Genomic DNA, 24,214 nt, shown 5'->3' with positions numbered 1-24,214 from the left:
AGGCCTGGAAAGGCGAGCCGCCATTTCTCTGCGTTCCTTGGGGCAGTCAGCGCCGGCTGAACAGCAGGCTGGCGACCAGGCCGAGCACCACAAGGCCGACCGCGGCGGCGGCCGTCGGATGGTCGCGTGCCGATTTCTCGATCACCCTGCCCTGCTTGCGGATCGCCGGCATCGCATCACGCAGACGCCCGGCAAGATCCGAATATGTATCGAGCGCGGCATCACGGCCGTCTTCATAATAAGCGCCACCCCGCTTTGACACTGCCTTGCGCAACGCCGCGAGTTCCCTCGAGAGAACCGCGACCTGCTTTTCGAGGTCGATGTCCGAAAGGGTCGAAAATGATGCCATCATGCGTTTCCTTGTCTTGCAGAAGGAAACGTAACGCCTCACCCGACCGCCGGTTCCGGTTTAGGGGCGAAGTTACCCCGGAGGTTTAGCGCACCTGGTCAAGCAGGCGCTTGCATTCCAGCAGGTCGAACAGCGCCTCCTGCAGCAGCGCGCGATTGTCACGGGAGAGTTTCGACGCGTCCGGCGCGACCGGGCCTTCCTCGTCGCTCTTGCCAAGGCCGAAAAAGCGGCGGCTGGGCTTGACCCTCGGCTGGCCAACCAGTTCGTCATCGCCGCCGCGCGGCTGCGCGGCCGGCGTCAGCGGCACCTGGTCGGCCTGTTTGCGTTGCGAAATCGCCTCGACGGCGGCCATGTCGCCATTGCCGATAGCGACCAGGAAATGATTGCCGTTTTCGCGCAGCAGCTTTTGCACGCCCTTGATGGTGTAGCCCTGGTCATAGAGCATGTGTCGGATGCCCTTGATCAGTTCGACATCCTGCGGCCGGTAGTAGCGGCGGCCGCCGCCACGTTTCATCGGCTTGATCTGGTTGAAGCGCGTTTCCCAGAAACGCAGCACGTGTTGTGGCAGGTCGAGATCCTCGGCGACCTCGCTGATGGTGCGGAAGGCGTCAGGGCTCTTGTCCATGGGCGAAATCCTCACGCTGGAGCGCGGCCCGGAACGGTCTTCGGACGAGATCACGCTCAACCAGGAGAAGAGCTTGTTCCGCTAGCGCGGAATGGATCATACGCCAGAACACCAATCCGGCCATGCTGCCGAATCGGACCTTATTTCAGCGGTTTGTGAAGCAATATTCAAGCCCGGCGTCATCGCGAGGCCGGTTTTCAACCGTACAATGGAGGCTATCTGCCGCCCTTGGCCTTGCTGTTCTGGTGAGAACGCAAGATGCGGTTCTTCAACACGTTGGATGATTTGAAGGTCATCACCCGGCGCGGCAGGATCGGCACTTCCTCCCCGGTCTTGGGATTGCGCCCGATACGCTCGTTCTTGGAGCGGACATGAAATGTCGCGAAGGACGACAGCTTCACCGTTTCGCCACGCACGATGGCTTCACAGATTTCGTCTAGCACGGCCTCGACGAGTTCGGCGGATTCAGTGCGCGACAGACCGACCTTTCGGTAGACGGCCTCGGCAAGGTCGGCGCGCGTAAGTGTCTTTCCCCCCATGCGACCGTCCCATCAGCTCAAACATAAAATCGGCACAACAACGGCAGAGCCTAAGTAATTGATCCGGCAAGGTCAAGGACCGAAACCGGACCGTTCTGCACTTACCAACGAACCAGGACCGCGCCCCAGGTGAAGCCGCCGCCCATCGCCTCCAGGAGCACCAGGTCACCCTTCTTGATGCGGCCGTCGGCAACGGCCACCGACAGCGCCAGCGGCACGGAAGCAGCCGAGGTGTTACCGTGCAAATCGACGGTCACCACCACCTTTTGCTCCGCTATCCCGAGCTTTTTGGCCGAAGCGTCAATAATGCGTTTATTGGCCTGGTGCGGCACGAACCAGTCGAGGTCGTCGGCGGTGATGCCAGCGGCCGAGAAGGTTGCCTCGATAACGTCGGTGATCATGCCGACCGCGTGCTTGAAGACCTCGCGGCCCTCCATGCGAAGATGGCCGACCGTTCCCGTCGTCGAAGGCCCGCCGTCGACGAAAAGCTTCTCCTTGTGCGTGCCGTCGGATCGCAGGCTGGCCGCCAGGACACCCCGGTCGGCGATCGTGCCGTCCCCCTCGCCTGCTTCCAGAACGATTGCGCCGGCGCCGTCGCCAAACAGCACGCAGGTCGAGCGATCGCTCCAGTCGAGGATGCGTGAGAAGGTTTCCGAGCCGATCACCAGCACGCGCTTTGCCAGACCGCCGCGGATATAGAGATCGGCTGTCGTCACCGCATAGACGAAGCCCGAGCACACCGCCTGCATGTCGAAGGCAAAGCCGTGCTGCATGCCGAGCCGGTTCTGGATCTCGACCGCGGTCGCCGGGAATGTGTTGTTGGGCGTCGAGGTCGCCAGCACGATCAGATCGATATCGTCCGGGGTCAGACCGGCATTGGCAAGGGCGGCACGCGCCGCGGCCTCGCCCAGGGAAGCCGTCGTCTCGTCATCAGCCGCTATATGGCGCTGGCGGATGCCGGTGCGCTGGGCGATCCATTCATCCGACGTCTCGACCATGCCTTCAAAGTCGGCATTCTTCATGATGCGGCGGGGCAGCGCGGCGCCCGTGCCGCGCACAACTGATCTGATCAAAATTCTTTCCTATTCCTTTGCGTCGGCAGCGACGTCGGATTTCCGGGATGTCAGGGCATGCGGGTTGCGCGCATGAAACAGATCGAGGTCGGCCTCGATGCGGTCAAGCAGATTGTTGCGCACCATGTCGTAGCCGAGTTCGATCGCGGCGGCGAAACCGTCCGAATCGGCGCCGCCATGGCTTTTGACGACAATGCCGTTCAGTCCCAGGAACACACCGCCATTGGAGCGGCCGACATCCATCTTCTCGCGCAGGCGATCGAAGGCGCCCTTGGCGAAGACATAGCCGATCTTGGCCATCAGCGTGCGACTCATGGCGGCGCGCAGATAACCACCTATCTGGCGCGCGGTGCCTTCCGCTGTCTTCAGCGCGATGTTGCCGGCGAAGCCTTCCGTCACCACGACGTCGACGGTCCCCTTGCCGATATCGTCGCCTTCGACAAAGCCATGGTAGTTCATCGATGCCATGTTGGCCTCGCGCAACATGCGTCCGGCTTCCTTGACCTCTTCCTGGCCCTTGATCTCTTCGACGCCGACATTGAGCAGACCGACCGTGGGCCGGGCGATGCCGAATACCGAACGCGCCATGCCGGTGCCGAGGATGGCAAAATCAATGAGCTGGTGCGCGTCGGCGCCGATGGTGGCGCCAACGTCCAGAACCACGCTTTCGCCGCGCAATGTCGGCCACAAGGCCGCGATCGCCGGGCGGTCGATGGTGGCCATGGTGCGCAGGCAGAATTTCGACATCGCCATCAGCGCGCCGGTGTTGCCGGCGGAGATGCATGCGTCCGCGGCGCCCGACTTGACCGCCTCGACCGCCTTCCACATCGACGACTTCCAGCGGCCATGGCGCAACGCCTGGCTCGGCTTGTCGTCCATCCTGACCGCGATCTCGCAGTGAAAGAACTCGCTGACCTCGGCCAATTTGGGAAACTTGGCGAGTTCCGGGCGCACCAGTTCCTCACGCCCGTAAATGACGAAGCGGATGTCGGGACGGCGGGTCGCGACCGTCATGAGCGCCGGAATGACCACGGCTGGTCCGTGATCGCCGCCCATGGCATCGATGGAAATCCTGATCACGCGGTATTCATCTCACGGTTAGGCGGCAAGTCGCTTTGGTGATCGCGAAGGTTCGGCGAAAATAGCGGTTTTGGGCTGTCGCACAACCGACTTTTCCGTCGCGGGCGAGGTTTTCAGGATTTTCCCAGCAAGGATCGCAGTTTTTCCTGAAATTCATTCTCGGCCGATCCGGGGTCGTCACCGGTACCGAGCGACGCGCCGGCCTTGCGCGGATAGGGATCGATCGCCAATCCGAAGAACTGTTCGGCAAGCGCCCCGACATCGATGGTGTCGCCGGAAAATGTCTCGGGACTATCTGGCCCATCCGCGTCGAGCAGGATCTCGCCGCCGCCGTCGAATCCCTGCCGTCCGAGCTTGGAGTCCTCGGGCAAGAGCAACGCCTCGACCGGCTCGTCGATATGTGCCTGGACGGGGTCGAGCGTGACGATGCAGGCCTGGGTGATGTCGGCTTCGACACGACCGGTGACCTTCACGCCGTTGCGCTTCCACGACGCGACCAGCAGTTCGGCGCGATAGGCCTCTACTGAGAGCAGCCCGTGCGCCTCGGCGATTGCCGCGCGCTGTGCGGCGTCGGCCTCGATCACGACCGGCAGCCCCTTATGCGGCAGACGCGCCACGTTGGCGAAAAAGGACACCGGGCTTTGCATATCCGCGTGTTTCATCGATCAGCCTCCGTTGGCCACTGGAAACGCCACAGTGCCGGCGACAATCGATTCGATCGGCTGGGCACTCAATTGCCGGCAAACATCGGCGACATAGAAGGCCAAGCGCGACGCTTCCGGCCAGGCGCCGGCGTCGGGTCGCACATTGCGGGCAAGAGCCGCGGTCAGACCGTCATGATCGCTTCTTTCCAGCGCATCATCATAGGCGGCGGTGCGGCCATAAAACATCTTCGCCAGTTTCTTCATGCGTTTTGGCACGCCGACGTCGCCAATACCCAGTTCCCGCAGCGAATGATCGACATCGAGGAAGAACTCGTCGATCAGCACCTGCGCAACTTCCTGCGCCGCGCCTTCCTCACCGCGCAGGCGGTGCTGGACCAGGAACATGTGCAGCGAAAGCATCTCGAAACGGCCGAGCGGCGTGTCCGGCACATTCCAGTGGGAATAAAAAACAGTCTGCCGCGCCGCCGCCACGATTTGTGCGTAAAGCGCCTCGGTGATGGCGCGGTTGGCGTGGCGTTCGCGGCCAAAAAGGCGCTGGAACATGGGGATGGTCTCCGGGGACCGTTTGTTGAATTGGCCTTGTTGCATCGGCAAGCAAGCTGGTTTACCGGTTTTGCGGCCCAGCGCAAGTTGCGGCGATCGAATGGAGAATTGTTGTTGCGCGCGCTGAATTTCAAGTCGAGTTTCACTTCCAGACCTGCCGGCGCGATCTCGTTGCTGGCTGTCATAGCCGCGCTGTCGGGATGCCACACCAACAAGATGATCGGCGACCTCAGCCCGAGCGAGACCTTCACGCAAGGTTATGTCCTCGACCAGCAGGCGATCGATTCGGTGCCGGTTGGCTCCAGCCGCGAACAGGTGCTCCTGGCGCTCGGCACGCCGTCGACCACCGCGACTTTCGACAATGAGGCGTTTTACTATATCTCGCAGACGCGCAAGCGCTACGTCGCCTTCGACAAGCCGAGGCTGATCGACCAGAAGGTGCTGGCGGTCTATTTTGGCCCGGACAGCCGTGTCACCCAGATCGCCAATTACGGCTTGAAGGACGGCAAGATCTTCGACTTCATTTCGCGCACCACGCCGACGGGCGGCAAGGACCAGAACTTCCTCAGCCAGATCATCAACGGCGCCAGCAAGCTGGCGCCCGGCATCCCCGGCGGCGGCACCCCCTGATCTCTGGATACCTGCTTACCTAGAATCCTGCTTCCCCGACCTGGGGAACAGAAATGTCTCAGGCGACCGAAAACCCGTGGGAGCGATCTCACGGGTTTTTGTTTGATCAATGAGAGGTCGGCTTGTCAGCGAATAGGGCAAATCAATATCAACCGGTCAAGCTTGGGGCCTGGACGTGAGCCGTCACGACCGTGTGGTAGCGGACGGCTGGATGACCACGGGGATACCGACCAGTAGCCCGTGACATCAGACTGGCTTGCCATCGATCCCCCCGTCGATCGACGGCGTCAGACTCAAGCGCGAGCCGGGGGTGCACGAAATGTTGGCCCGTTACCGCAAGCATGCGCAGAGCGATGGAGCCAAGCCGGACAGCGGCTGAAGCACGGGGCCTGATCCAAGCCAACAAGAACCCGCGAGGATCGCTCCTCGCGGGTTCTTGATTTTCAGGCCTTGGGTCTTGCCTCAGCCGTGTGCGAGCACGGCCAGCAGCAGCAAGGCGACGATGTTGGTGATCTTGATCGCCGGGTTGACGGCCGGGCCGGCGGTGTCCTTGTAGGGATCGCCGACCGTATCGCCGGTCACCGATGCCTTGTGCGCCTCGGAGCCCTTCAGATGCTTGACACCGTCCTTGTCGACGAAACCGTCCTCGAACGATTTCTTGGCATTGTCCCAGGCGCCACCGCCCGAGGTCATCGAGATGGCGACGAACAGGCCATTGACGATGACGCCGAGCAGTGAGGCGCCAAGGGCCGCGAAGGCGGACGCCTTCGAGCCCGAGATCAGCAGCACGCCGAAATAGACGACGAGCGGCGCCAGCACGGGGAGCAGCGACGGGATGATCATCTCGCGGATCGCCGCCTTGGTCAGAAGATCGACGGCGCGCGCATAGTTCGGCTTCGAGGTGCCGGCCATGATGCCCGGATCCTCGCGGAACTGCTTGCGCACTTCCTCAACGATGGCGCCCGCCGCGCGGCCGACCGCCGTCATGGCGATGCCGCCGAACAGGTAGGGGATCAGGCCGCCGAAGATCAGGCCGGCGACGACGTAAGGGTTGGAGAGATCGAAGGAGATTTCGCCCATGCCCTGGAAGTAAGGGTATTTGTCGCCATTGGCGGCAAAGAACTTCAGGTCGTTGGAATAGGCCGCGAACAACACCAGCGCGCCGAGGCCGGCCGAACCGATGGCATAGCCCTTGGTCACCGCCTTGGTGGTGTTGCCGACAGCGTCGAGCGCGTCGGTGGAGTGGCGCACTTCCTTGGGCAGGCCGGCCATTTCGGCAATGCCGCCGGCATTGTCGGTGACCGGACCGAAGGCATCGAGCGCCACGATCATGCCGGCGAGGCCGAGCATGGTGGTGACGGCGATCGCCGTGCCGTAGAGGCCGCCGAGCTGGTAGGTGGCGATGATGCCGCCGACGATGACGATGGCCGGCAGCGCCGTCGATTCCAACGAAACCGCGAGGCCCTGGATGACGTTCGTACCATGGCCGGTCACCGATGCTTGGGCAATCGAGTTGACCGGACGTTTGTTGGTGCCGGTGTAGTATTCGGTGATCACCACGATGAGGCCGGTCACCACCAGGCCGATCAGGCCGCAGATGAACAGGTTCTTGCCGGTGATGGTCATGCCGGCGACTGTGCCGACCTCGCCCCAGCCGAGGGTGGCGGAGGTGGCGACGCCGAGGCCCACGATAGACAGCAGGCCAGTCACGATCAGGCCCTTGTAGAGGGCGCCCATGATCGAGCCGTTGGAACCGAGCTTGACGAAGAAGGTGCCGACGATCGAGGTCAGGATGCAGGCGCCGCAAATGGCAAGCGGATAGAGCATCGCGGCACCGAGGATCGCGGTGCCGCCGAAGAAGATGGCGCCCAGCACCATGGTGGCGACCACGGTCACGGCATAGGTTTCGAACAGGTCGGCGGCCATGCCGGCGCAATCGCCGACATTGTCGCCGACATTGTCGGCGATGGTGGCCGGGTTGCGCGGATCATCCTCGGGAATACCGGCTTCGACCTTGCCCACCAGATCGCCGCCGACATCGGCGCCCTTGGTGAAGATGCCGCCGCCGAGACGGGCGAAGATCGAGATCAGCGAGGCGCCGAAGCCGAGCGAGACCAGCGAGTCGATGACGATGCGGTCGTTGGGCTGCAGGCCGAGGAAATGGGTCAGGATAAGGTAGTAGATGGAAACGCCAAGCAGGGCCAGGCCAGCCACCAGCATGCCGGTGATGGCGCCCGATTTGAAGGCTATGTCGAGGCCGGCGGCAAGGCTGTTGGAGGCCGCTTGCGCGGTGCGCACATTGGCCCGCACCGAAACATGCATGCCGATGAAACCGGCAGCGCCCGACAGAACGGCGCCGATCAGGAAGCCGACGGCGGCGGTGATCGACAGCAGCCACCAGGCGAGCAGGAGCACGACCACGCCGACGATGGCGATGGTGGTGTACTGGCGCGCCAGATAGGCCTGCGCGCCTTCGCGAATGGCGGCGGAAATTTCCTGCATGCGTGCGTTGCCCTGATCGGCCGCAAGGACCGAACGTGTCGCCCATATGGCGTAAAGGACAGAAAGCAAGCCGCAGGCGATGACAGCGGAAATAATGGTCATTGCCGGATTTTCCTCGATTGTTGGCCCAAAAGAACCCCTCCCTGGGCCGTTGAGACAAAGACGGAATCCCGCGCATGGAATCCCCCTCTTCGCATCGGTGTATGCGAAACAGGGCTGCGAACGTCAAGATATTGTTCGGTTTTTGCCCGCCTTTCAGCCAAAAGGTCCGAACTGGTGAGTGTGCGCCGCGATCACCGGCGGTTTAGATCGATTGAAATCGATCCCAACCGTTGGGCACGGGTCAGTTCGCCTCTCTCCCCATCCGGCGCGCCGCGTAGCGCTCGATTGCCGAGAGGCCGTCATAGATCAGGACTGCCAGCGCCGCGACGATCAGGCCGCCCTGCAGGATGAAGGCCAGATTGTTTGACAGCAGCCCGGCGATGATCACCTCGCCCAGCGTTCTGGCCGCCACGGTCGAGCCGATGGTGGCGGTGGCCAGACTGATCACCACCGACAGTCTGATGCCGCCAAGGATGATCGGCGCGCTGAGCGGCAGTTCGACCTTGGTGAGCCTTTGCCAGCCGGTCATGCCGGCGCCGCGCGCCGCCTCGACGACATTGGCCGGCAGCGTCGTCAGCCCCGTGAGCGCGTTCTCGAAGATCGGCAGCAGGCCATAGAGAAACAGCGCGATCAGTGTCGGCTTCTCGCCGAAGCCGACCGCCGGCACGGCGAGCGCCAGCACCGCCACCGGCGGAAAGGTCTGGCCGATATTGACCAGGCTGCGCGACAGCGGCAGGAATTCGGCGCCTGCAGGCCGGGTGACGAGGATGGCGAGCGCCACCGCGACGATGGTGGCGGCGACAGTCGCGATCAGCACGGTGCGCAGATGCAGCAGCGTCAGTGTCAGCAGGCTGCCCTGGTTGTAGATCGCGGGCGCGTTGTTTTCGGTCAGCGGCTTCAGCAACGGCTCGAACAAACCCGGACTGGTGATGAAGGCAACGAGCAACACCACCAGCGCAAGCCTGAGCAGCAAAGGCAGCCAGGCCTTCATGCCGGCCTCGCCGCGCGCTTGACCAGGCCATCCACCGTGACGCGGCCGATCGGCTTGCCGTCGGCGCCCTTCACCGGCAGCGCCGGCCTGCCGGACCAGAGAAGCTCCGCAAGCGCGTCACGCTGGCTGGCGTCGCCTGATATCGCCTCGCCCTCGGCCCCGCCCTGCTCCACCGCATCGCGCACCTGCCCCAGCGACAGCAGCCTGAATGGCCTTTCGCTGGCGCCGACCAACGTCTCGACGAAGGCGTTGGCCGGCTTCGCCAGGATCTCGGCGGGCCTTGCATATTGCACGAGCTTGCCGGCATCCATGACGGCGATCTTGTCGCCCATATGCACGGCCTCCTCCATGTCATGGGTGACGAGGATGATGGTGGTGCCGAAGCGCTTCTGGATCGCCAGCAGGTCTTCCTGCGCCTTGGTGCGGATGATCGGGTCGAGCGCGCCGAACGGCTCGTCCATCAAAAGCACGTTGGGCTCGGCGGCGAGCGCGCGGGCAACGCCGACGCGCTGCTGCTGGCCGCCGGACAGTTCGTGCGGATAGCGCGGCCCGAATTCCCGGGGGTCTAGCTGGTAGAGCGTCATCAGTTCATCGACGCGGGCGTTGATGCGCGCCTTGTCCCAGCCAAGCAGGACCGGCACGGTGGCGATGTTCTGCGCCACGGTGCGATGTGGAAACAGGCCGTGGCCCTGGATGGCATAGCCGATGCTGCGGCGCAGTTCGTAACCGGGCACCGACCTGTTGTCGGCGCCGTCGAGCTTGATAATGCCCGACGTCGGCTCGACCAGCCGGTTGATCATGCGCAACAGCGTCGTCTTGCCGGAACCCGAAGTGCCGACAATGACGGCGATGGTGCGCGGTTCGATGAGCATCGAGACGTTGTCGACGACCGTCGTCGCGTCATAGCGCTTGGTGATGCCTTCGATCTCGATCATGCCGTTTCTACCCTGCGCTTGGTGGCGGTCATTTCGATCACCGCGTCGAGGATGATGGCGGCGGCAAAGGCCAGCGCCACGGTGGGCACCGCGCCGAGCAGCACCAGGTCCATCGCCGTCTGGCCGACGCCCTGGAACACGAACACGCCAAAACCGCCGCCGCCGATCAGCGCGGCGATGGTGGCAAGGCCGATGTTCTGCACCAGGACAATGCGGATGCCGGTCAGGATGACCGGAAAGGCCAGCGGAAACTCGACACCGAACAGGCGCTGGCGGTCTGTCATCCCCATGCCGCGCGCCGCGTCATTGGCGGCACGCGGCACGCCGGCGAGGCCGACCACGGTGTTGGCCACCACCGGCAGCAGCGAATAGAGAAACAGCGCGACGAAGGCGGGTGCCGTGCCGATGCCCCTGATACCGAGCGCGGCGGCCCCAGGCACATGGATGGCGACCCAGCCAAGCGGCGCGATCAGCAGGCCGAACAGCGCGATCGAAGGAATAGTCTGGATGATGTTCAAGACGTTGAGGACGCCGGCCCGCAGGCTTTCGACGCGGTGGCACAGGATGCCGAGCGGCAGGCCGACGATCACCGCGGCAAGCAGCGAGCCGAGCGCCAGGGTCACATGCTTGGAGCCTTCGGCCCAGAAGCTGTCGGCACGGTTGGAATATTCCTTGAGAATGGAGAGGCTGTCCCAGCGCCCTGAAACCAGCAGCAAGCCGATGGCCAGCGCCGCGACGACAAGCACGCCGACGCGCGCCGAGGGCGACAGGTTGAGCCGGGTCAGCACGTCGGCGAGCAAAAGCGTGAAAGCGAAGATGAGAATCCAGAAGCCGGAGGCCGGCGAGACCCTGGCAAAGGTGTTGCCGGCCGGAGTGAGGAATGTGCCGGCGACGCCGATGAGCAGCGCCAGCGCGACAAGCGCCACGACGCTGGCTGCAAGGCGCAAAATCAGCGGCGTCCTGAACAGGGCGACAAGGGCGGCCAGAACGAGGATCGCCAAAAGCAGCGGACCAGTCGTCGCCGGCAGAGCTTCAAGAATCGAGCGCGCCTGGCCGGGAACGATGCGGTTGGCGCGGAAAGTGGCGAAGGGGGCCGCGAAAGCCGCATAGGCAGCAATCACGGCGATGACCACGCCGAGCTTGTCGAATCGAGGGCTCATAAGGCGCGTTTGCGCGAGGCGCCCCCCTCTGTCCTGCCGGACATCTCCCCCTCATGGGGAGAGATCGGATGTCGTGACGGCCTTCGCCAATCTTCGGCGCTGTAAAAAGAAACGAGGCGCACAAACTGCCAATCTCCCCCCTCGAGGGGGAGATGTCCGGCAGGACAGAGGGGGGCGCCTCGCACCGACGTCACGTTCGACGCGCAGCTACTTCAAAAACCCGTTCTTCTTCAAAAAGTCCTCGGCGACGCCCTTGACCGGCTCGCCGCCGACCTGGACGCGGCCGTTGAGCTCCTGCAGCGTGACCAGGTCGAGCTTGGCGAAGACCGGCTTCAGCAGCGTTTCGATCTCCGGATGCTCCTTCAGCACGGATTCGCGGATGATCGGCGCCGGCTGATAGACCGGTTGCACGCCCTTGTCGTCGGTCAGCACGACGAGGCCTGACGGGGCGATGCCGCCATCGGTGCCGTAGACCATGGCGGCATTGGCACCGCTGGTCTGGTTGGCGGCCGCCGCGATGGTCGCGGCGGTGTCGCCACCCGAGAGCGTGATCAGCTGGTCGGGCTTCAAGGTGAAGCCATAGGTGGTCTGGAAGGCCGGCAGGGCCGCCGCCGAATTGACAAACTCCGCGGAAGCCGCGAGCACCACCTTGCCGCCGCCGGCGACATATTTGCCGAAGTCCGACAGCGTGACCAGTTTGTTCTCGTCCGTCACTTCCTTGCGCAGGGCGATCGCCCAGGTGTTGTTGGCCGGCGCCGGCGACAGCCAGACGATCTTGTTGGCGTCGTAATCGAGCTTCTTGGCCGTCTCATAGGCCTTGGCCGCATCCTTCCACACGGGATCGTCGGCCTTCTCGAAGAAGAAGGCGGCGTTGCCGGTGTATTCGGGATAGATGTCGATCTCGCCGGCGGTGATCGCCTTGCGCACCACCGGCGTGCCGCCGAGTTGGATGCGATCCGTGGTCTTGATGTTGTTGGCGTTGAGAACGAGCTGGATAATGTTGCCGAGCACGCCGCCCTCGGTGTCGATCTTCGAGGAGACAACCACCTGGGCGCTCGCGGACGCCGCCGTGATGGCGAGCGCCATTGCCGCGCTGGCCAGAACCTTGACTGAAAACATTGTGAAAACCCCTTGCTGTGAACCGGAATGCGGTGGCCGCATATGAGCATGGCTTCAACGGCCAGTCGGGGCACACGGTTTCATAAGAAGGGGGATCAGCGCAATATTTTTGTTCCGGACGCGCGGATTCGGCCCGACAGCGACAGCAGGCTGGCGATCCGCCGACATTCGGCGGATAGTGCAGCCGGGGATGCGGGCGGCAAACACGGAGAACGTGTCATGGCCATACACAAAGTCGGTTATCTCATCGGCAGCCTTGCCCGGGAATCCATCAACCGCAAGCTGGCGAAGGCGCTGGTTCAACTTGCCCCGCCGGAACTCGAAATGACGGAAATCCCGTTCAAGGATCTGCCGCTCTACAGTTACGACTATGATGCCAATTTCCCACCGGCCGCCCAGGCTTTCAAAAAGGCGATCGCCTCCGTCCAGGCCGTGCTGTTCGTCACCCCGGAGTATAACCGCTCGATCCCTGGCGGACTGAAGAATGCAATCGACTGGGCCAGTCGGCCTTATGGCAAGAATTCATTCGCGCGCAAACCGTCGGCGGTCATCGGAACATCGCCCGGCGCCATCGCGACCGCTGTCGCCCAGCAAAGCCTGCGCAGCGTGCTGAGTTTCTGCAACTCACCCCAGATGAATGCGCCCGAAGCCTATATCCAGTTCACGCCGGGGCTGATCACCGACAATGGCGAAGTGACGGTTGAATCCACCGAGGACTTCCTGCGCAACTACATGTCTGAGTTCCACATGTTCATAGCGCGGGTGCTTCAGGTTCTGCCGCCGGACGCATAGCTGTCGGATAGGCGTCAGGCCGGCCGCAAGCTCGTCATCTTCAGCGCGCCGAGTGCCACGAAGCAAAGCGCGGCGACCGGAAAGATCATCCAGTTGAGCATCGTCCAGCCCCAGGCGTTGTAGACGATGCCCGACAGCAGTGATGCGCAGGCGACGGAGCCGAACAGCACGAAATCGTGGAAGCCCTGGACCTTGCCCTTTTCGGAAGGGTGGTAGCTGGCGGCCACCATGGCGGTGGCGCCGATGAAGGCGAAATTCCATCCAAGGCCGAGCAGGATCAGCGCCGTCCAGAATTGCCACAGCGCCAGGCCCGACAAGGCAACGATGGCACAGCCGATCAGCAGCAGGAGACCGATGGCGACAATGCGCTCGGCGCCGAAGCGATGGATCAGCGAGCCGGTGAAGAAGCTTGGCCCGAACATGGCCATGACGTGCCAGGAGATGCCCAGCGTCGCATCGTCCTCGGACAGGCCGCAGCCGACCATGGCAAGCGGCGCGCCGGTCATGACGAAACTCATCAGGGCATAGCTGCCGACGGCGCAGAACAGTGCGGCCACGAAGCGCGGCCTGGTGACGATTTCGGCCAAGGGCCTGGTATCGCCGCCGACACTGTCGACCTTGCCAATGGCCTTGGCCGGCAAACGCAGGAACGACAAGATGATGGCGCCCGCCGCGGCCAACACCAGGATCGACGCGAACGACCCGGCAAACATCACCGGCGCGAACAGCTCGCGGGTGAAAATGACGATCTGCGGCCCCAAAATGGCGGTGATGATGCCTCCGGCCAGAACGAAGGATATGGCGCGCGCCTTGAATTCAGGCGGTGCGTTGTCGGCGGCGGCAAAACGGAACTGCTGCACGAATGCGCCACCGACACCAAGCACGAGCAGTGCGAACGCGAACAGCCAGAAACTTGCATGGAAAAGCGCAAGGGTGGCGACCAAACCGCCGATAGCGGTGACCACGGTGCCGGTCATGAAGCCGCCGCGCTGACCCAGCTTGCGGATGATGGCCGCCGCCGGCAGGGCGCCCAGCGCCACGCCAAGGTTGTAGCCGGTGACCGGCGCGGTTGCCAACGACTTGTCCGCGGCCAGCAGATATTGCCCGGCCAGCGCGCCCATGGAGATGGCGATGGGCGCCGCCGAGCCGATAATCGCCTGCGAGGCGGCGAGGATCAGCGCGGTGCGCCGCGCCTCCCTGCCCGCCTCGACGGCGATGACCGTCACGAAGCGTCCTTGCCCCGGCCCTCGCCACGCACCCGGCGTGACACACGGTCGAGCACGGCGTTGACCAGCTTCGGCTCGTCTTCCCCGTAGAAGGCCTTGGCGATATCGACATATTCGGTGACGATGACCGCGACGGGCACATCCTCGCGCTTCATCAACTCATAGACGCCGGCGCGCAGAATGGCACGCAGCGTGGAATCGAGGCGCGACAGCGGCCAGTCGTCGGTCAGTGCCTGGCGGATGATCGGATCAATGGTCTTCTGGTTGTCGACGACGCCCGCCAGGATGGCGCGAAACCACTGCGCGTCCGCTTCGCGATAGAGCGCACCGTCGACTTCCTTGCCGAGACGGAACGCCTCGTATTCGGCGGTGATCTCGAACACGCCGCTGCCGGCGACATCCATCTGGTAGAGCGCCTGCACGGCGGCCAGACGAGCGGCGCCGCGCTTGTTGGCGTGGCGCACCGCGGGCTGCCCTGGCGAAGCGGGTTCGCTCACGATTGCGCTCCCAGTTTCTCCTTCAGCGCGATCATGGTCAGCGCCGCACGCGCGGCAAAGCCGCCCTTGTCGCCTTCCGAGCGCTTGGCCCGCGTCCATGCCTGCGCATCGTTCTCGGTGGTCAGGATGCCGTTGCCGATGCAAAGCGAGTCCTGCACGGAGAGGTCCATAAGCGCGCGGCTGGATTCATTGGCGACGATGTCGAAATGATAGGTGTCGCCGCGCACGACGGTGCCGAGCGCGACGAAACCGTCATACTCCGTCCCGCCCTCAGCCATGCCGTCGAGCGCGAAGGTGATGACCGCGGGAATTTCGAGCGACCCGGGAACGGTGACGACGTCATAAGTCGCGCCAGCTTCGTCGAGCGCGGTTGTCGCGCCGTCGAGCAGCGCGTCGGCAAGGTCGTCATGAAAGCGCGCCTCGATGATAAGCAAATGCGCTTTCGCCTTCGGGCGAATGAAGGCTTTGCCGTGTTGGGATGTGCCAGCCATAGAAGTCTCCGGGGGTTGCCGGTGACTTAGGCCGAAGCCGGATTGATCGCAAGCGGAAGATTGCCGGAGGCGAGTCGGGCCTATTCCCTCTTTGGGCAAGGCGCCGAGACCGGGCAGTCCTTACCAAGGCTTTCAGCCCAGGCAAGAACGGCTTCGTGATCCACCACATGGCCGGCATCTACATCGGCCAATGCATCCCGCGTGAGCCGCTCTTCCTCGTCGGAATTCCTGCTTTCCATCACGGTCGCTTCCTCATTTGAACAGCTCAGCGATATCGGTCATCGGCCTGAAGAGCTTCATCGGCTGGTCCGGGAACGGCAGAAAGCTCTCGCGTTGATAGAAGCCCTGCGCATCTTCATCCTTGGCATCAACCAGAACGGCGAACGAAGCAATCTCGCTCCTGACGCAACGGGACAGAGCATCAGCCAGTAGGTAACGGCCGTAGCCCTGCCCCCGATACCGTCGATCAACGGCGAGACGCCCCAGCAACGTGGCCGGAATGAGTGGGTAGCGGGGAAGCTTGCGAACGGTTTGGGCCGGCCAATCGCCGATAGCCACGGCGGTTGCGGACAGCGTGTAATATCCGGCCACAGTTCCGTCCGGCAAAACAAGAACAAATGGTGCCGCGACGTTCTTGCGCGCATCTTGTCCGGCCTGCATTCTGAAATATCGATCAAGCGCCTCCGCGCCGCTCTCGAAAGACGCCCTGTCGTGCCGCGGACCAAGCACCTCGACCCGAAGAGCACCCTCGACCGAACCGATCACCTTCAGGTACCGGTGGCTTGACGATAGCGGCGTACTGTCTCTCGCAGACGATCATTCACGGGTTGAGGATTGATCAAAGCATCCACGAAGGCGCGACTATCGCGGACGGAAAGATCGAGGCGCTGATGCTCCTCAATGGCTCGGCGGGCTGCTTCCTGGACGCTGCTCAGCACAAAATCGGTCACCGTCCGGCCCTGCAGGGCAGCGGCATGTTCAATAAGGCTCTTCTGATCGGCGGTGATGCGTGCCTCCAGACGTTCGCCACGGATACGGCTGCGACTAGGGCGAGCATGTGCTGTCATTGTCTTTACTCCTGAAGACAATGTACGGCCATTAGCCGGCAACTTCAAGGGCTCACAGCCCCTCTTTCGCCGCCTCAGCCAACCGCGCCGCGTACCGGGCCATGGTGTCGATCTCCAGGTTGACGCGGTCGCCGGCCTTGCGTTCGCCCCAGGTGGTGACGGTCAGCGAATGATGGATCAACAGCACGTCGAAGCGGGTGCCCGCGACCCTGTTGACGGTGAGCGAGGTGCCGTCGAGCGCGACGGAGCCTTTCGGCGCGATGAATTTCGCCAGATCGCGCGGCGCTTCCAGCGTGAAGCGCACGGCATCGCCTTCATCCCTGCGCTCGACGATCTCGGCGGTTCCGTCGACATGGCCCGAAACGATGTGGCCACCAAGCTCGTCGCCGATCTTCAGCGCCCGCTCCAGATTGATCCTGGTGCCCGATTTCCAGCCCGCCGCCGTCGTCAGCCTGAGCGCCTCCTCCCAGGCCTCGACCTCGAACCAGCGCGCGTTCGAGCCGCTGTCGGGCAAAGCAGTGACCGTCAGGCAGACGCCGCCGCAGGAAATCGAGGCGCCAATGGCGATGGTCCGCGGGTCATAAGCGGTGTCGATGCGCAGTCCCACCCCTTCCCGCAGCGGCTTGATAGCGGCCACGGTGCCAATATCGGTGACAATCCCGGTAAACATCGATCGCTATCCCTGAAAATCCCTGATCCATTCGGCGTAGCCGTCTTCGCCAAACCGCATCTCGCGCAGCTTGCGAAACCCTGCCGGGATATGGTCGGCGTCGACAGGCGATGCAATGCCGTCACCGCCGATCGCTTCCGGTCCCTGGAACAGCACGATGCGGTCGACCAGGCCGTCGGCCAGGAAGGCGCTCGCCACCTTGGCGCCGCCCTCGACCAGCACACTTGCCATGCCGAGCGCCGCCAGATCCTCGAGCAGTTCCGGCAATGCCACGCCGCCCTCGTGCGTCTCCGTGCCGATGAAGCGCACGCCGGCGCGTTCAAGTGCCGCCCGGCGCTGCGGATCGGCCTCCAGGCAAGCCGCGACATAAAGCGGTACGCGATCGACGCCCGACACCAGCTTCGAGCCCTCCGGCAGCCTGATCTGGCGGTCGAGCACGATGCGGGCAGGCGAACGGTTCTCCAGCCCGGGCAAACGCACCGTCAGCGCCGGGTCATCTTCAAGAGCCGTGCCGATACCGACCAGAATGGCGTCGGCCTCGGCCCGCATCAGGTAGACTTCGCGGCGCGCCATGTCGCCTGTTATCGCGACCTGGCCGGCGCCTTCCCGGCCGATCTTGCCGTCACTGGAAAGCGCAAGCTTCAGAATCACTTCCGGGCGTTTTTTCAGAGAGCGAATTAAATAGCCCGCCATCTGCTCGGCGGCTTCGGCGGCCATGACCTTTTCAACCACCTCGACACCGGCGTCGCGCAGGATGGCATAGCCCCGGCCGGAGACCCGCGGATCGGGATCGCTGGCCGCACCCACGACACGGGCGATGCCGGCGTTGACCAGCGCATTGGCGCAAGGCGGCGTGCGGCCGTGATGCGCGCAGGGTTCCAGCGTGACGTAAGCGGTGGCGCCCCGCGCGCGTTGCCCGGCCTCGGCAAGCGCCTCGGTCTCGGCATGCGGACGGCCACCAATCGCGGTCACGCCCGTACCGACGATCATCGGCCCCGAGCCGTCGTCACGCACGATGACCGTGCCGACGGAAGGGTTGGTCGAGGTTCGGCCGGCATTCCTGCGCGACAGCCGCAGGGCCGCGGCCATGAAACGGCGATCAAGGGCCGCTTGTTCGGCCTCGCTGCGTTGCGGTGCTGCCATGCTCAGCCGGCGTCCTCTTCACTCTTGTCTTCATCGCCCTTCAACTCGCCGAGCAGCTCGTGGAAATCCTTGGCCTCACGGAAATTGCGATAGACCGAGGCGAACCGCACATAGGCGACATCGTCGAGCGATTTCAACGCATCCATGACCAGCCGGCCGACCTCCCCCGAGGCCACTTCCGTTTCGCCGGAGCTTTCCAGCTGACGCACGATGCCGGTCACGGCACGGTCGATGCGCTCGGGATCGACATTGCGCTTGCGCACGGCGATCTCGACCGAGCGCAACAGCTTGTCGCGGTCGAACGGCACTTTTCGTCCCGATTTCTTGACCACGACGAGGTCGCGCAACTGCACCCGCTCGAAGGTCGTGAAACGGCCACCGCAATCGGGGCAGACACGCCGCCGGCGGATGGCCGCGCCGTCCTCGGCGGGGCGCGAATCCTTCACCTGCGTATCTTCGGACTGGCAATAGGGACAGCGCATGGAAAGCCTTGGGTTCGCGAATCTGGTGAGGCGAAAAGGCTTAGAGCCTTTCCGGTGCGGTTTGAAGCAGTTCCGTATTGTCCGGGGCCTGCCGCGCCTCAGAGATAGCGAGGCGCGAGCAAGATTGCCAGCGCGGCAAGCAGTTGCTCCGGCCAGGCCGTTAAGGCGCAACGTCCTTGGTCGGGAAGCCGCAAGATGCGCCGAGGTTGCGATAGGCCTTCGTGAAACCGTCCATCGGTATGCTGGCGACGGCCTGCTTGCCGAAAGCCACATCGAGCGAGGTAACCTGGCGCATGGCCCGCAGCAGCGCGAGACTTGTCTTGGCCTGGTTGTCGATCGTCCAGCTCGGACGGCCGTTGACGGCGTCGTTGGAATAGACCGTCGTCGAAACCTTGACGCCGGGATCACCAAAGGTCGCGGCGATCTTTTTGCCGGTTACCAGGCTCTTGTTGTCGATGGTGATCAGGATCGCCGGATAAGCATCGGGCGGCAGCGCATCGCCGGTCGAAATCGACAATGTCAGCGTGCCCGAATTGCCGCCCGCATCGAAGAACGCCGTGGAAGCCGCGCAGGTCTTGTGCGCGTCCTGGCCGGTGTCGAGCGTATCGACCATGGTTGTCCATCGGCCGAAAGTGCTGGTGGCAGGCATGTCCGGAGCGGGCTCGGTCTGCGCCAAGGCGCACCCGCAAACGGCAAGCCAACCGATAGCGCCAAGTGAAGCAAGACAAAAACCGCGCATCATCAAGTCTCCAGTTCCATGCGTCGCCCGATCAGGGGTGACGCACTGCCGTGGATAAAAGATGACGCTTCGCGCCTGGTCAACCGAGATGAGGATGGTCAACCGAGATAGGGATAGAGCGGGAAGCGGTCGGTCAATGCAACGACCTTGGCCTTGACCGCGGCCTCGACAGCGGCATTGCCTTCGTCGGAATTGGCGACCTTGAGACCATCCAGCACTTCGGCGATCAGCTTGCCGATCTCACGGAATTCGGCCTGGCCAAAGCCGCGCGTGGTGCCAGCGGGCGTGCCCAGCCGTACGCCCGACGTGACGAAGGGCTTTTCCGGGTCGAAGGGGATGCCGTTCTTGTTGCAGGTGATGTTGGCGCGGCCAAGGGCCGCTTCAGCGCGCTTGCCGGTGGCGTTCTTGGGCCTGAGGTCGACCAGCATCAGATGGTTGTCGGTGCCGCCCGAGACGATGTCGAGGCCCGTCTCCTTGAGGCTGGAGGCAAGCGCCTTGGCATTGGCGGCGACGCTTTCGGCATAGATCTTGAAGCTCGGCTTCAACGCTTCGCCCAAGGCCACTGCCTTGGCCGCGATGACATGCATCAGCGGGCCGCCCTGCAGACCGGGGAACACCGCCGAATTCATCTTCTTGGCGATATCCTCGTCATTGCACAGGATCATGCCGCCGCGCGGGCCGCGCAGCGACTTGTGCGTGGTGGTCGTCACCACATGGGCATGCGGCAGCGGCGAGGGATGCACGCCGCCGGCGACGAGGCCGGCAATGTGGGCCATGTCGACCATCAGGTAGGCGCCGACCGCGTCGGCGATCTCGCGAAAACGCTTCCAGTCCCAAATGCGCGAATAGGCGGTGCCGCCGGCCAGGATCAGCTTCGGCTTGGTCTCGTGCGCGGCCTTTTCGATGGCGTCCATGTCGAGCAGGTGGTCTTCCTTGCGTACGCCGTAGGAGACGACCTTGAACCACTTGCCGCTCATGTTGACGGGCGAGCCGTGAGTGAGATGGCCGCCGGAATTGAGGTCGAGGCCCATGAAGGTGTCGCCGGGCTGCAGCAGCGCCAGGAACACCGCCTGGTTCATCTGGCTGCCCGAATTCGGCTGGACGTTGGCGAAGTTGCAGCCGAACAACTTCTTGGCACGCTCGATGGCCAGTTCCTCGGCCACGTCGACGAACTGGCAGCCGCCATAATAGCGCTTGCCAGGATAACCCTCGGCATATTTGTTGGTCATGATCGAGCCCTGCGCCTCGAGCACGGCGCGCGAGACGATGTTTTCCGAGGCGATCAGTTCGATCTCGTGCCGCTGGCGACCGAGCTCGTTGCGGATGGCGCCGAAAATCTCCGGATCGGCATCTTCCAGCGTTGTTTCGAAGAAGGATTCGAATTTGTTCGACGCCGCCGCTGCAGTTGCCATGGCCTGAAAATCCTCCGGTTTTGGGATCACTATGCACACATATCGCTGCCCCAAAAAGCGCTGCTCACTTTTGGGGCGACATGCACTGGCGCGCCATTAACACAGTTGTTTTGGCCTCGCCACGTTTACGGCGCGAAATTTGCTGGCCGGTTTGCGCCAACGGATCGCGGCGGATCGCTATTTCCTGTCCCGGCGCTGCTTCAGCAAGGCCTCGGTCAAGGTGATTTCGGAAAACAGCGCACGCATCGTGTGATCGTTGATCTCCTGGCTGCGGAACATCGCGCGCAATGCGGAGCGCTCGGCTTCGATGCCCGCCGCCCTGAGCTCCAGCTCCAGCCTGCCGGCTTCGCGGGCCTCGGCACGGGCCTCGTCGGCTTCGTCGGAGGCCGCGATGCGCCGCCGGTAGCCGGCCACGATGCTGTCGGCGACGGCCAGCCGGGCCTCGACCGCCTCGCCCTCGCCTGCCTCGTTGGCGATGCTTTCGATCCTGGCAATCGCCGCATTGGCGGCGCCGACGCGCGCGCGACGCTCCTCCGCGGCGGCCGGATCCTCGCCCGGCTGAACGAGGCCTCGCACGATCCTGGGCAAGGCAAAGCTGGCGATGACGAGCGAGCAGATGATGACGCCGGCGGCGAGGAAGATCACCACGTCGCGTGCCGGAAAGGGTGAGCCGTCCTGCAAAGCCGGCGGCAAGGACAGGATGCCCGCCAATGTGATGGCGCCGCGCACGCCGGCCACGGAGCCGGCGAGCCGTACGCGAAATCCGAAAGGCTCGACCTCGCGCTTGCCCAGGCGCGCCGCGATCGCCTGGGCGATGTCGCCGATCCAGATCCAGAAGAAGCGCAGTCCGATCAGGCAGAGCGTCAGGATCAGCACCGTCGCCACCGGCTCGATCAGCCAATGCCGGCTGGACAGTTCCGGCGGGACCTTGCGGATGATGTCGGGAAGCTGGAGGCCGAGCAGAATGAACAGGGCGCCGTTGAAGACGAAAGTGAGTGTCGCCCACAATGACAGGGTCTGCATACGCGCCGACACGCCGAGGTAGCGGTACATGCCGGAAGCCCCGGTCAGCAGGCCGGCGGTGACCGCCGCCAGGATGCCGGAGGCACCGACATGCTCGGCGCCGAGATAGGCAACGAAAGGCAGCAGGATCATGACCAGGACCTGCGCCTCGGCCGGCACGCCGCCGATGCGGTTGAGCAGCTGCAACGCCTTGGCGGCAATGAACAAGGCCACGACACCGGCCAGGATACCGGCGGCGACGGCGTAGAGGAAACCGAGCGAGGCTCCGGCGAGCGAGAAGCTGCCGGTCAATGCCGCCGCCACCGCGAAGCGGAACATGACCAGGCCCGACGCGTCGTTGAGCAGCGACTCGCCCTCCAATATGTGCATCAGCCGGGACGGAACCACATTCCTGTCGACGATCGAGGACACCGCCACGGCGTCGGTCGGCGACAGCACGGCGGCCAGCGCGAAAGCGACGACCAGCGGAATGCTCGGCACCAGCCAGTGCAAGGCATAGCCGAAGCCGACAATGGTGAAGAAGACGAGCCCGATGGCGAGATCGAGGATCGGCCCGCGCAAACCGATGAGCTCACGTTTGGGCGCCGCGAAGGCGTCACCGAACAGAAGCGGCGGGATGAATACCAGCAGGAAAAGTTCCGGATCGATCTCGACATGCAGGCCCTTAGCGGGCCAGGCAAGGGCCGCGCCAATGGCGATCTGCAGCACCGGCAGCGGCACCCGAACCAGCCGGACGAGCGCGCCCGACAACGCCACGAAGACAAGCACGACGAGAATGAAGATGGCGACGTCCATGGCGCGATTCCGGCTGTTTGACCGACCATGCGCAATCGCCGGAGCTACGTCCAGCCGGGTCGGACGGCTGGAAATGGCGGCAGGCCCGCAACAAAAAAGCCGCCCTGAGAGCGGCTTTTTTTCAAAAATATCAGAGCGTTAGAGCGAAGACGTGATCTGCAGCTCGCTGGCGCCGTCGAGCGCGTAGACGTCGTCGCGGAACTGGACCACGCCCGGTCCGGTCGACCAGGCCGACAGATAGAGGAAATGCACTGGCACCGGGTTGGTGACCTGGATCGGCGTGTTCTGGCCGGTCTTGATGGCGGCCTCGAAATGCTGGCGATCCCAGCCGGGCGTGTCGCGCAGGATCCAGGTGACGAGATCGCGCACGTTCTGGACGCGCACGCAGCCCGAGGAATCGAAGCGCATCATCTTGCCGAACAGGCTCTGCTGCGGCGTGTCGTGCATGTAGACGCCGTCCGGGCTCGGGAAATTGATCTTGACCGATGCCATGGCGTTTTCCGAACCGGGATCCTGACGGAAACGGTACTTGGCGGCATCGTCGGTCGACCAGTCGACATTCATCGGATCGACTTCGCTGCCATCGGGCGCGAACAGGCGGATATGGCTGTTCTTGAGATAATCGGGATCCTTCCGCATGAGCGGAATGATGTCCTTGCGCACGATCGAGACCGGTGCGTTCCAGTACGGGTTGACGATGATCTCGTTGATCTTGGAATTGACGATCGGCGTCTGGCGGTCGATCTTGCCGACGATCGCGGTGTGGCGAAGCACGACACGGTCATTCTCGACCGCTTCGACCTGCGCGGCCGGAATGTCGACCAGCACATAGCGACTGCCCAGCGTGCCGGCCTTCTCCTTCAGCCGCTGCAGATTGGTCTGCAACTGGCCAAGCCTGATCTGCGCCGACACGTTCATCGCCGCGTAGGTGTATTTGCCCATCGAGCCGTCGGCCGGCAGGCCATGGCGCAACTGGAAACGCTTGACCGCCGAGTCGACATAGGAATCGAAGGCCGTCGAAATGCCGGCGCTCTGCGACAGGTCGCCCGCAACCATCAGGCGCTTGCGCAACGGCACCACGTCCGGGTCGTCGACGCCGAGCTGAAGCTTCTTGGTCGCGGGAACATCCGTCCAGCCACCCTGCGAGACGATGTTCTGGTACTGCGCCACCGCCTGTTCGGTGAAGGCAACCGTCTGCGGGCTGAAGATCGGCAGCGTCGAGGCCACCTTGCCGCCTTCGCTGGCACGGGCGTCGAACTGGTCATCCCAATTGCCGCGGGCGGAGGATTTCAGGATATCCCCGATCACATCCTGCGCATTCGCGCGTCCGGCCACCACGGCGGCGGCGAGCGCGGAAGCCCCGGAAAGGAAAAAGCGGCGGCTGGTTCTCATGGACGTTCCAGACATTCTTGTAGCGGTTCGATCACTTGCTGCGTCGATCATCGTACGATCTCGCCCGCACTCTAAAATTGGCAATCTTAACAATTAGCCAACCATGGTCCGTGTCACATTGGCGAGAGAACGCACGAAAGCGAGACGGGTTGCGGGCGGACGCATGGTCTTC

The 24,214-nt window shown here is 63.7% G+C and carries 27 protein-coding genes; 2 read left to right on the top strand and 25 right to left on the bottom strand.

The features are described 5' to 3' along the window. Positions 1-46 precede the first annotated feature (46 nt). The 7 genes from LB569_RS05425 to LB569_RS05395 all read right to left on the bottom strand — a co-directional run bounded on the left by LB569_RS05425 (position 47) and on the right by LB569_RS05395 (position 4,874). Positions 47-349, bottom strand: a complete 303-nt coding sequence (locus LB569_RS05425; protein ID WP_140707302.1) for a hypothetical protein — start codon at positions 347-349, stop codon at positions 47-49. Between the two features lie 85 nt (positions 350-434). Next, positions 435-974 (bottom strand): MerR family transcriptional regulator, encoded by a 540-nt coding sequence (locus tag LB569_RS05420; RefSeq protein WP_127280880.1) that lies wholly within the window; start codon positions 972-974, stop codon positions 435-437. Positions 975-1,189: 215 nt separating this feature from the next. Further along, positions 1,190-1,513, bottom strand: coding sequence for an integration host factor subunit alpha (locus LB569_RS05415; RefSeq protein ID WP_224691388.1), 324 nt, complete (start codon positions 1,511-1,513; stop codon positions 1,190-1,192). A 101-nt stretch (positions 1,514-1,614) separates the two neighbouring features. Beyond that, positions 1,615-2,586, bottom strand: coding sequence for a beta-ketoacyl-ACP synthase III (locus tag LB569_RS05410; protein WP_224691387.1), 972 nt, complete (start codon positions 2,584-2,586; stop codon positions 1,615-1,617). A 9-nt stretch (positions 2,587-2,595) separates the two neighbouring features. Next, the gene (gene plsX / locus LB569_RS05405; RefSeq protein WP_140706886.1) at positions 2,596-3,666 is read right to left on the bottom strand and encodes a phosphate acyltransferase PlsX; all 1,071 of its coding nucleotides are present in this window, start codon (positions 3,664-3,666) and stop codon (positions 2,596-2,598) included. 113 nt (positions 3,667-3,779) lie between these two features. After that, on the bottom strand, positions 3,780-4,328 hold the full coding sequence (locus tag LB569_RS05400) for a YceD family protein (RefSeq protein ID WP_224534263.1): 549 nt from the start codon (positions 4,326-4,328) through the stop codon (positions 3,780-3,782). A gap of 3 nt (positions 4,329-4,331) precedes the next feature. Further along, positions 4,332-4,874 carry a ubiquinol-cytochrome C chaperone family protein gene (locus tag LB569_RS05395; protein ID WP_224691386.1) on the bottom strand — a complete coding sequence of 181 codons (543 nt, stop codon included), beginning with the start codon at positions 4,872-4,874 and terminating at the stop codon, positions 4,332-4,334. Between the two features lie 114 nt (positions 4,875-4,988). Between LB569_RS05395 and LB569_RS05390 the strand changes: the two genes are divergently transcribed. Then, positions 4,989-5,504 (top strand): outer membrane protein assembly factor BamE, encoded by a 516-nt coding sequence (locus LB569_RS05390; protein WP_140706892.1) that lies wholly within the window; start codon positions 4,989-4,991, stop codon positions 5,502-5,504. Between the two features lie 462 nt (positions 5,505-5,966). On the opposite strand, the gene LB569_RS05385 is transcribed toward LB569_RS05390, so the two are convergent. The 5 genes from LB569_RS05385 to LB569_RS05365 form a co-directional block, all read right to left on the bottom strand. Beyond that, positions 5,967-8,108 (bottom strand): sodium-translocating pyrophosphatase, encoded by a 2,142-nt coding sequence (locus tag LB569_RS05385; protein ID WP_224691385.1) that lies wholly within the window; start codon positions 8,106-8,108, stop codon positions 5,967-5,969. A 241-nt stretch (positions 8,109-8,349) separates the two neighbouring features. Then, positions 8,350-9,099 carry an ABC transporter permease gene (locus LB569_RS05380; RefSeq protein WP_140706896.1) on the bottom strand — a complete coding sequence of 250 codons (750 nt, stop codon included), beginning with the start codon at positions 9,097-9,099 and terminating at the stop codon, positions 8,350-8,352. Further along, positions 9,096-10,034 (bottom strand): ABC transporter ATP-binding protein, encoded by a 939-nt coding sequence (locus LB569_RS05375; protein ID WP_224534257.1) that lies wholly within the window; start codon positions 10,032-10,034, stop codon positions 9,096-9,098. Before LB569_RS05375 ends, LB569_RS05380 begins: the two co-directional genes overlap by 4 nt. Beyond that, the gene (locus LB569_RS05370) at positions 10,031-11,194 is read right to left on the bottom strand and encodes an ABC transporter permease (protein WP_224534254.1); all 1,164 of its coding nucleotides are present in this window, start codon (positions 11,192-11,194) and stop codon (positions 10,031-10,033) included. Before LB569_RS05370 ends, LB569_RS05375 begins: the two co-directional genes overlap by 4 nt. A 207-nt stretch (positions 11,195-11,401) precedes the next feature. Beyond that, on the bottom strand, positions 11,402-12,313 hold the full coding sequence (locus LB569_RS05365; protein ID WP_140617053.1) for an ABC transporter substrate-binding protein: 912 nt from the start codon (positions 12,311-12,313) through the stop codon (positions 11,402-11,404). A 219-nt stretch (positions 12,314-12,532) separates the two neighbouring features. Between LB569_RS05365 and LB569_RS05360 the strand changes: the two genes are divergently transcribed. After that, positions 12,533-13,105 carry an NADPH-dependent FMN reductase gene (locus LB569_RS05360; RefSeq protein WP_224691511.1) on the top strand — a complete coding sequence of 191 codons (573 nt, stop codon included), beginning with the start codon at positions 12,533-12,535 and terminating at the stop codon, positions 13,103-13,105. A gap of 14 nt (positions 13,106-13,119) precedes the next feature. On the opposite strand, the gene LB569_RS05355 is transcribed toward LB569_RS05360, so the two are convergent. The 13 genes from LB569_RS05355 to LB569_RS05295 all read right to left on the bottom strand — a co-directional run bounded on the left by LB569_RS05355 (position 13,120) and on the right by LB569_RS05295 (position 24,042). Continuing rightward, on the bottom strand, positions 13,120-14,331 hold the full coding sequence (locus LB569_RS05355) for an MFS transporter (RefSeq protein WP_224691384.1): 1,212 nt from the start codon (positions 14,329-14,331) through the stop codon (positions 13,120-13,122). Continuing rightward, positions 14,328-14,828 carry a transcription antitermination factor NusB gene (nusB, locus tag LB569_RS05350; protein WP_224691383.1) on the bottom strand — a complete coding sequence of 167 codons (501 nt, stop codon included), beginning with the start codon at positions 14,826-14,828 and terminating at the stop codon, positions 14,328-14,330. The genes LB569_RS05355 and nusB overlap by 4 nt, the downstream gene beginning before the upstream one ends. Then, on the bottom strand, positions 14,825-15,319 hold the full coding sequence (ribH, locus tag LB569_RS05345; protein ID WP_224534253.1) for a 6,7-dimethyl-8-ribityllumazine synthase: 495 nt from the start codon (positions 15,317-15,319) through the stop codon (positions 14,825-14,827). The genes nusB and ribH overlap by 4 nt, the downstream gene beginning before the upstream one ends. Positions 15,320-15,399: 80 nt before the next feature. Next, positions 15,400-15,558 carry a hypothetical protein gene (locus LB569_RS05340; protein ID WP_224691523.1) on the bottom strand — a complete coding sequence of 53 codons (159 nt, stop codon included), beginning with the start codon at positions 15,556-15,558 and terminating at the stop codon, positions 15,400-15,402. 13 nt (positions 15,559-15,571) lie between these two features. Next, positions 15,572-16,084 (bottom strand): GNAT family N-acetyltransferase, encoded by a 513-nt coding sequence (locus LB569_RS05335; RefSeq protein ID WP_140706911.1) that lies wholly within the window; start codon positions 16,082-16,084, stop codon positions 15,572-15,574. A gap of 2 nt (positions 16,085-16,086) precedes the next feature. Then, positions 16,087-16,386, bottom strand: a complete 300-nt coding sequence (locus LB569_RS05330) for a DUF1778 domain-containing protein (protein WP_224691382.1) — start codon at positions 16,384-16,386, stop codon at positions 16,087-16,089. A gap of 52 nt (positions 16,387-16,438) precedes the next feature. Then, a complete protein-coding gene (locus LB569_RS05325; protein ID WP_224691381.1) occupies positions 16,439-17,056 on the bottom strand; it encodes a riboflavin synthase in 618 nt (205 codons plus the stop codon). 6 nt (positions 17,057-17,062) lie between these two features. After that, the gene (gene ribD / locus LB569_RS05320) at positions 17,063-18,199 is read right to left on the bottom strand and encodes a bifunctional diaminohydroxyphosphoribosylaminopyrimidine deaminase/5-amino-6-(5-phosphoribosylamino)uracil reductase RibD (protein WP_224691380.1); all 1,137 of its coding nucleotides are present in this window, start codon (positions 18,197-18,199) and stop codon (positions 17,063-17,065) included. Between the two features lie 2 nt (positions 18,200-18,201). After that, complete coding sequence (gene nrdR / locus LB569_RS05315) at positions 18,202-18,681, bottom strand: transcriptional regulator NrdR (protein ID WP_127281280.1); 480 nt, start codon at positions 18,679-18,681, stop codon at positions 18,202-18,204. A 160-nt stretch (positions 18,682-18,841) separates the two neighbouring features. After that, positions 18,842-19,420, bottom strand: coding sequence for a hypothetical protein (locus LB569_RS05310; RefSeq protein WP_140707304.1), 579 nt, complete (start codon positions 19,418-19,420; stop codon positions 18,842-18,844). A 98-nt stretch (positions 19,421-19,518) separates the two neighbouring features. Then, a complete protein-coding gene (gene glyA, locus LB569_RS05305) occupies positions 19,519-20,832 on the bottom strand; it encodes a serine hydroxymethyltransferase (protein ID WP_224691379.1) in 1,314 nt (437 codons plus the stop codon). Positions 20,833-21,009: 177 nt separating this feature from the next. Then, positions 21,010-22,650 (bottom strand): Na+/H+ antiporter, encoded by a 1,641-nt coding sequence (locus tag LB569_RS05300; protein ID WP_224691378.1) that lies wholly within the window; start codon positions 22,648-22,650, stop codon positions 21,010-21,012. A gap of 138 nt (positions 22,651-22,788) precedes the next feature. After that, positions 22,789-24,042 carry a murein L,D-transpeptidase gene (locus LB569_RS05295; protein WP_140706923.1) on the bottom strand — a complete coding sequence of 418 codons (1,254 nt, stop codon included), beginning with the start codon at positions 24,040-24,042 and terminating at the stop codon, positions 22,789-22,791. Positions 24,043-24,214: the final 172 nt, after the last annotated feature.

It is taken from the genome of Mesorhizobium sp. BH1-1-4 (assembly GCF_020165665.1).
In the GTDB taxonomy this organism is placed as follows: Bacteria; Pseudomonadota; Alphaproteobacteria; order Rhizobiales; family Rhizobiaceae; genus Mesorhizobium.
The sequence above is the reverse complement of the archived record's forward strand: the minus strand, read 5'-3'. Positions and strand labels throughout refer to the sequence as shown.

What these genes read in the sequence shown, in the direction of transcription:
- LB569_RS05395 (WP_224691386.1), bottom strand. Translation starts at nt 4,874, where the DNA reads ATGTTCCAGCGCCTTTTTGGCCGCGAACGCCACGCCAACCGCGCCATC.
- LB569_RS05380 (WP_140706896.1), bottom strand. Translation starts at nt 9,099, where the DNA reads ATGAAGGCCTGGCTGCCTTTGCTGCTCAGGCTTGCGCTGGTGGTGTTG.
- LB569_RS05400 (WP_224534263.1), bottom strand. Translation starts at nt 4,328, where the DNA reads ATGAAACACGCGGATATGCAAAGCCCGGTGTCCTTTTTCGCCAACGTG.
- LB569_RS05370 (WP_224534254.1), bottom strand. Translation starts at nt 11,194, where the DNA reads ATGAGCCCTCGATTCGACAAGCTCGGCGTGGTCATCGCCGTGATTGCT.
- ribH (WP_224534253.1), bottom strand. Translation starts at nt 15,319, where the DNA reads ATGGCTGGCACATCCCAACACGGCAAAGCCTTCATTCGCCCGAAGGCG.
- LB569_RS05415 (WP_224691388.1), bottom strand. Translation starts at nt 1,513, where the DNA reads ATGGGGGGAAAGACACTTACGCGCGCCGACCTTGCCGAGGCCGTCTAC.
- nrdR (WP_127281280.1), bottom strand. Translation starts at nt 18,681, where the DNA reads ATGCGCTGTCCCTATTGCCAGTCCGAAGATACGCAGGTGAAGGATTCG.
- LB569_RS05330 (WP_224691382.1), bottom strand. Translation starts at nt 16,386, where the DNA reads ATGACAGCACATGCTCGCCCTAGTCGCAGCCGTATCCGTGGCGAACGT.
- ribD (WP_224691380.1), bottom strand. Translation starts at nt 18,199, where the DNA reads ATGGCAGCACCGCAACGCAGCGAGGCCGAACAAGCGGCCCTTGATCGC.
- LB569_RS05310 (WP_140707304.1), bottom strand. Translation starts at nt 19,420, where the DNA reads ATGCGCGGTTTTTGTCTTGCTTCACTTGGCGCTATCGGTTGGCTTGCC.
- glyA (WP_224691379.1), bottom strand. Translation starts at nt 20,832, where the DNA reads ATGGCAACTGCAGCGGCGGCGTCGAACAAATTCGAATCCTTCTTCGAA.
- LB569_RS05385 (WP_224691385.1), bottom strand. Translation starts at nt 8,108, where the DNA reads ATGACCATTATTTCCGCTGTCATCGCCTGCGGCTTGCTTTCTGTCCTT.
- LB569_RS05420 (WP_127280880.1), bottom strand. Translation starts at nt 974, where the DNA reads ATGGACAAGAGCCCTGACGCCTTCCGCACCATCAGCGAGGTCGCCGAG.
- LB569_RS05325 (WP_224691381.1), bottom strand. Translation starts at nt 17,056, where the DNA reads ATGTTTACCGGGATTGTCACCGATATTGGCACCGTGGCCGCTATCAAG.
- LB569_RS05340 (WP_224691523.1), bottom strand. Translation starts at nt 15,558, where the DNA reads ATGGAAAGCAGGAATTCCGACGAGGAAGAGCGGCTCACGCGGGATGCA.
- LB569_RS05365 (WP_140617053.1), bottom strand. Translation starts at nt 12,313, where the DNA reads ATGTTTTCAGTCAAGGTTCTGGCCAGCGCGGCAATGGCGCTCGCCATC.
- LB569_RS05300 (WP_224691378.1), bottom strand. Translation starts at nt 22,650, where the DNA reads ATGGACGTCGCCATCTTCATTCTCGTCGTGCTTGTCTTCGTGGCGTTG.
- LB569_RS05375 (WP_224534257.1), bottom strand. Translation starts at nt 10,034, where the DNA reads ATGATCGAGATCGAAGGCATCACCAAGCGCTATGACGCGACGACGGTC.
- LB569_RS05360 (WP_224691511.1), top strand. Translation starts at nt 12,533, where the DNA reads ATGGCCATACACAAAGTCGGTTATCTCATCGGCAGCCTTGCCCGGGAA.
- LB569_RS05425 (WP_140707302.1), bottom strand. Translation starts at nt 349, where the DNA reads ATGGCATCATTTTCGACCCTTTCGGACATCGACCTCGAAAAGCAGGTC.
- LB569_RS05295 (WP_140706923.1), bottom strand. Translation starts at nt 24,042, where the DNA reads ATGAGAACCAGCCGCCGCTTTTTCCTTTCCGGGGCTTCCGCGCTCGCC.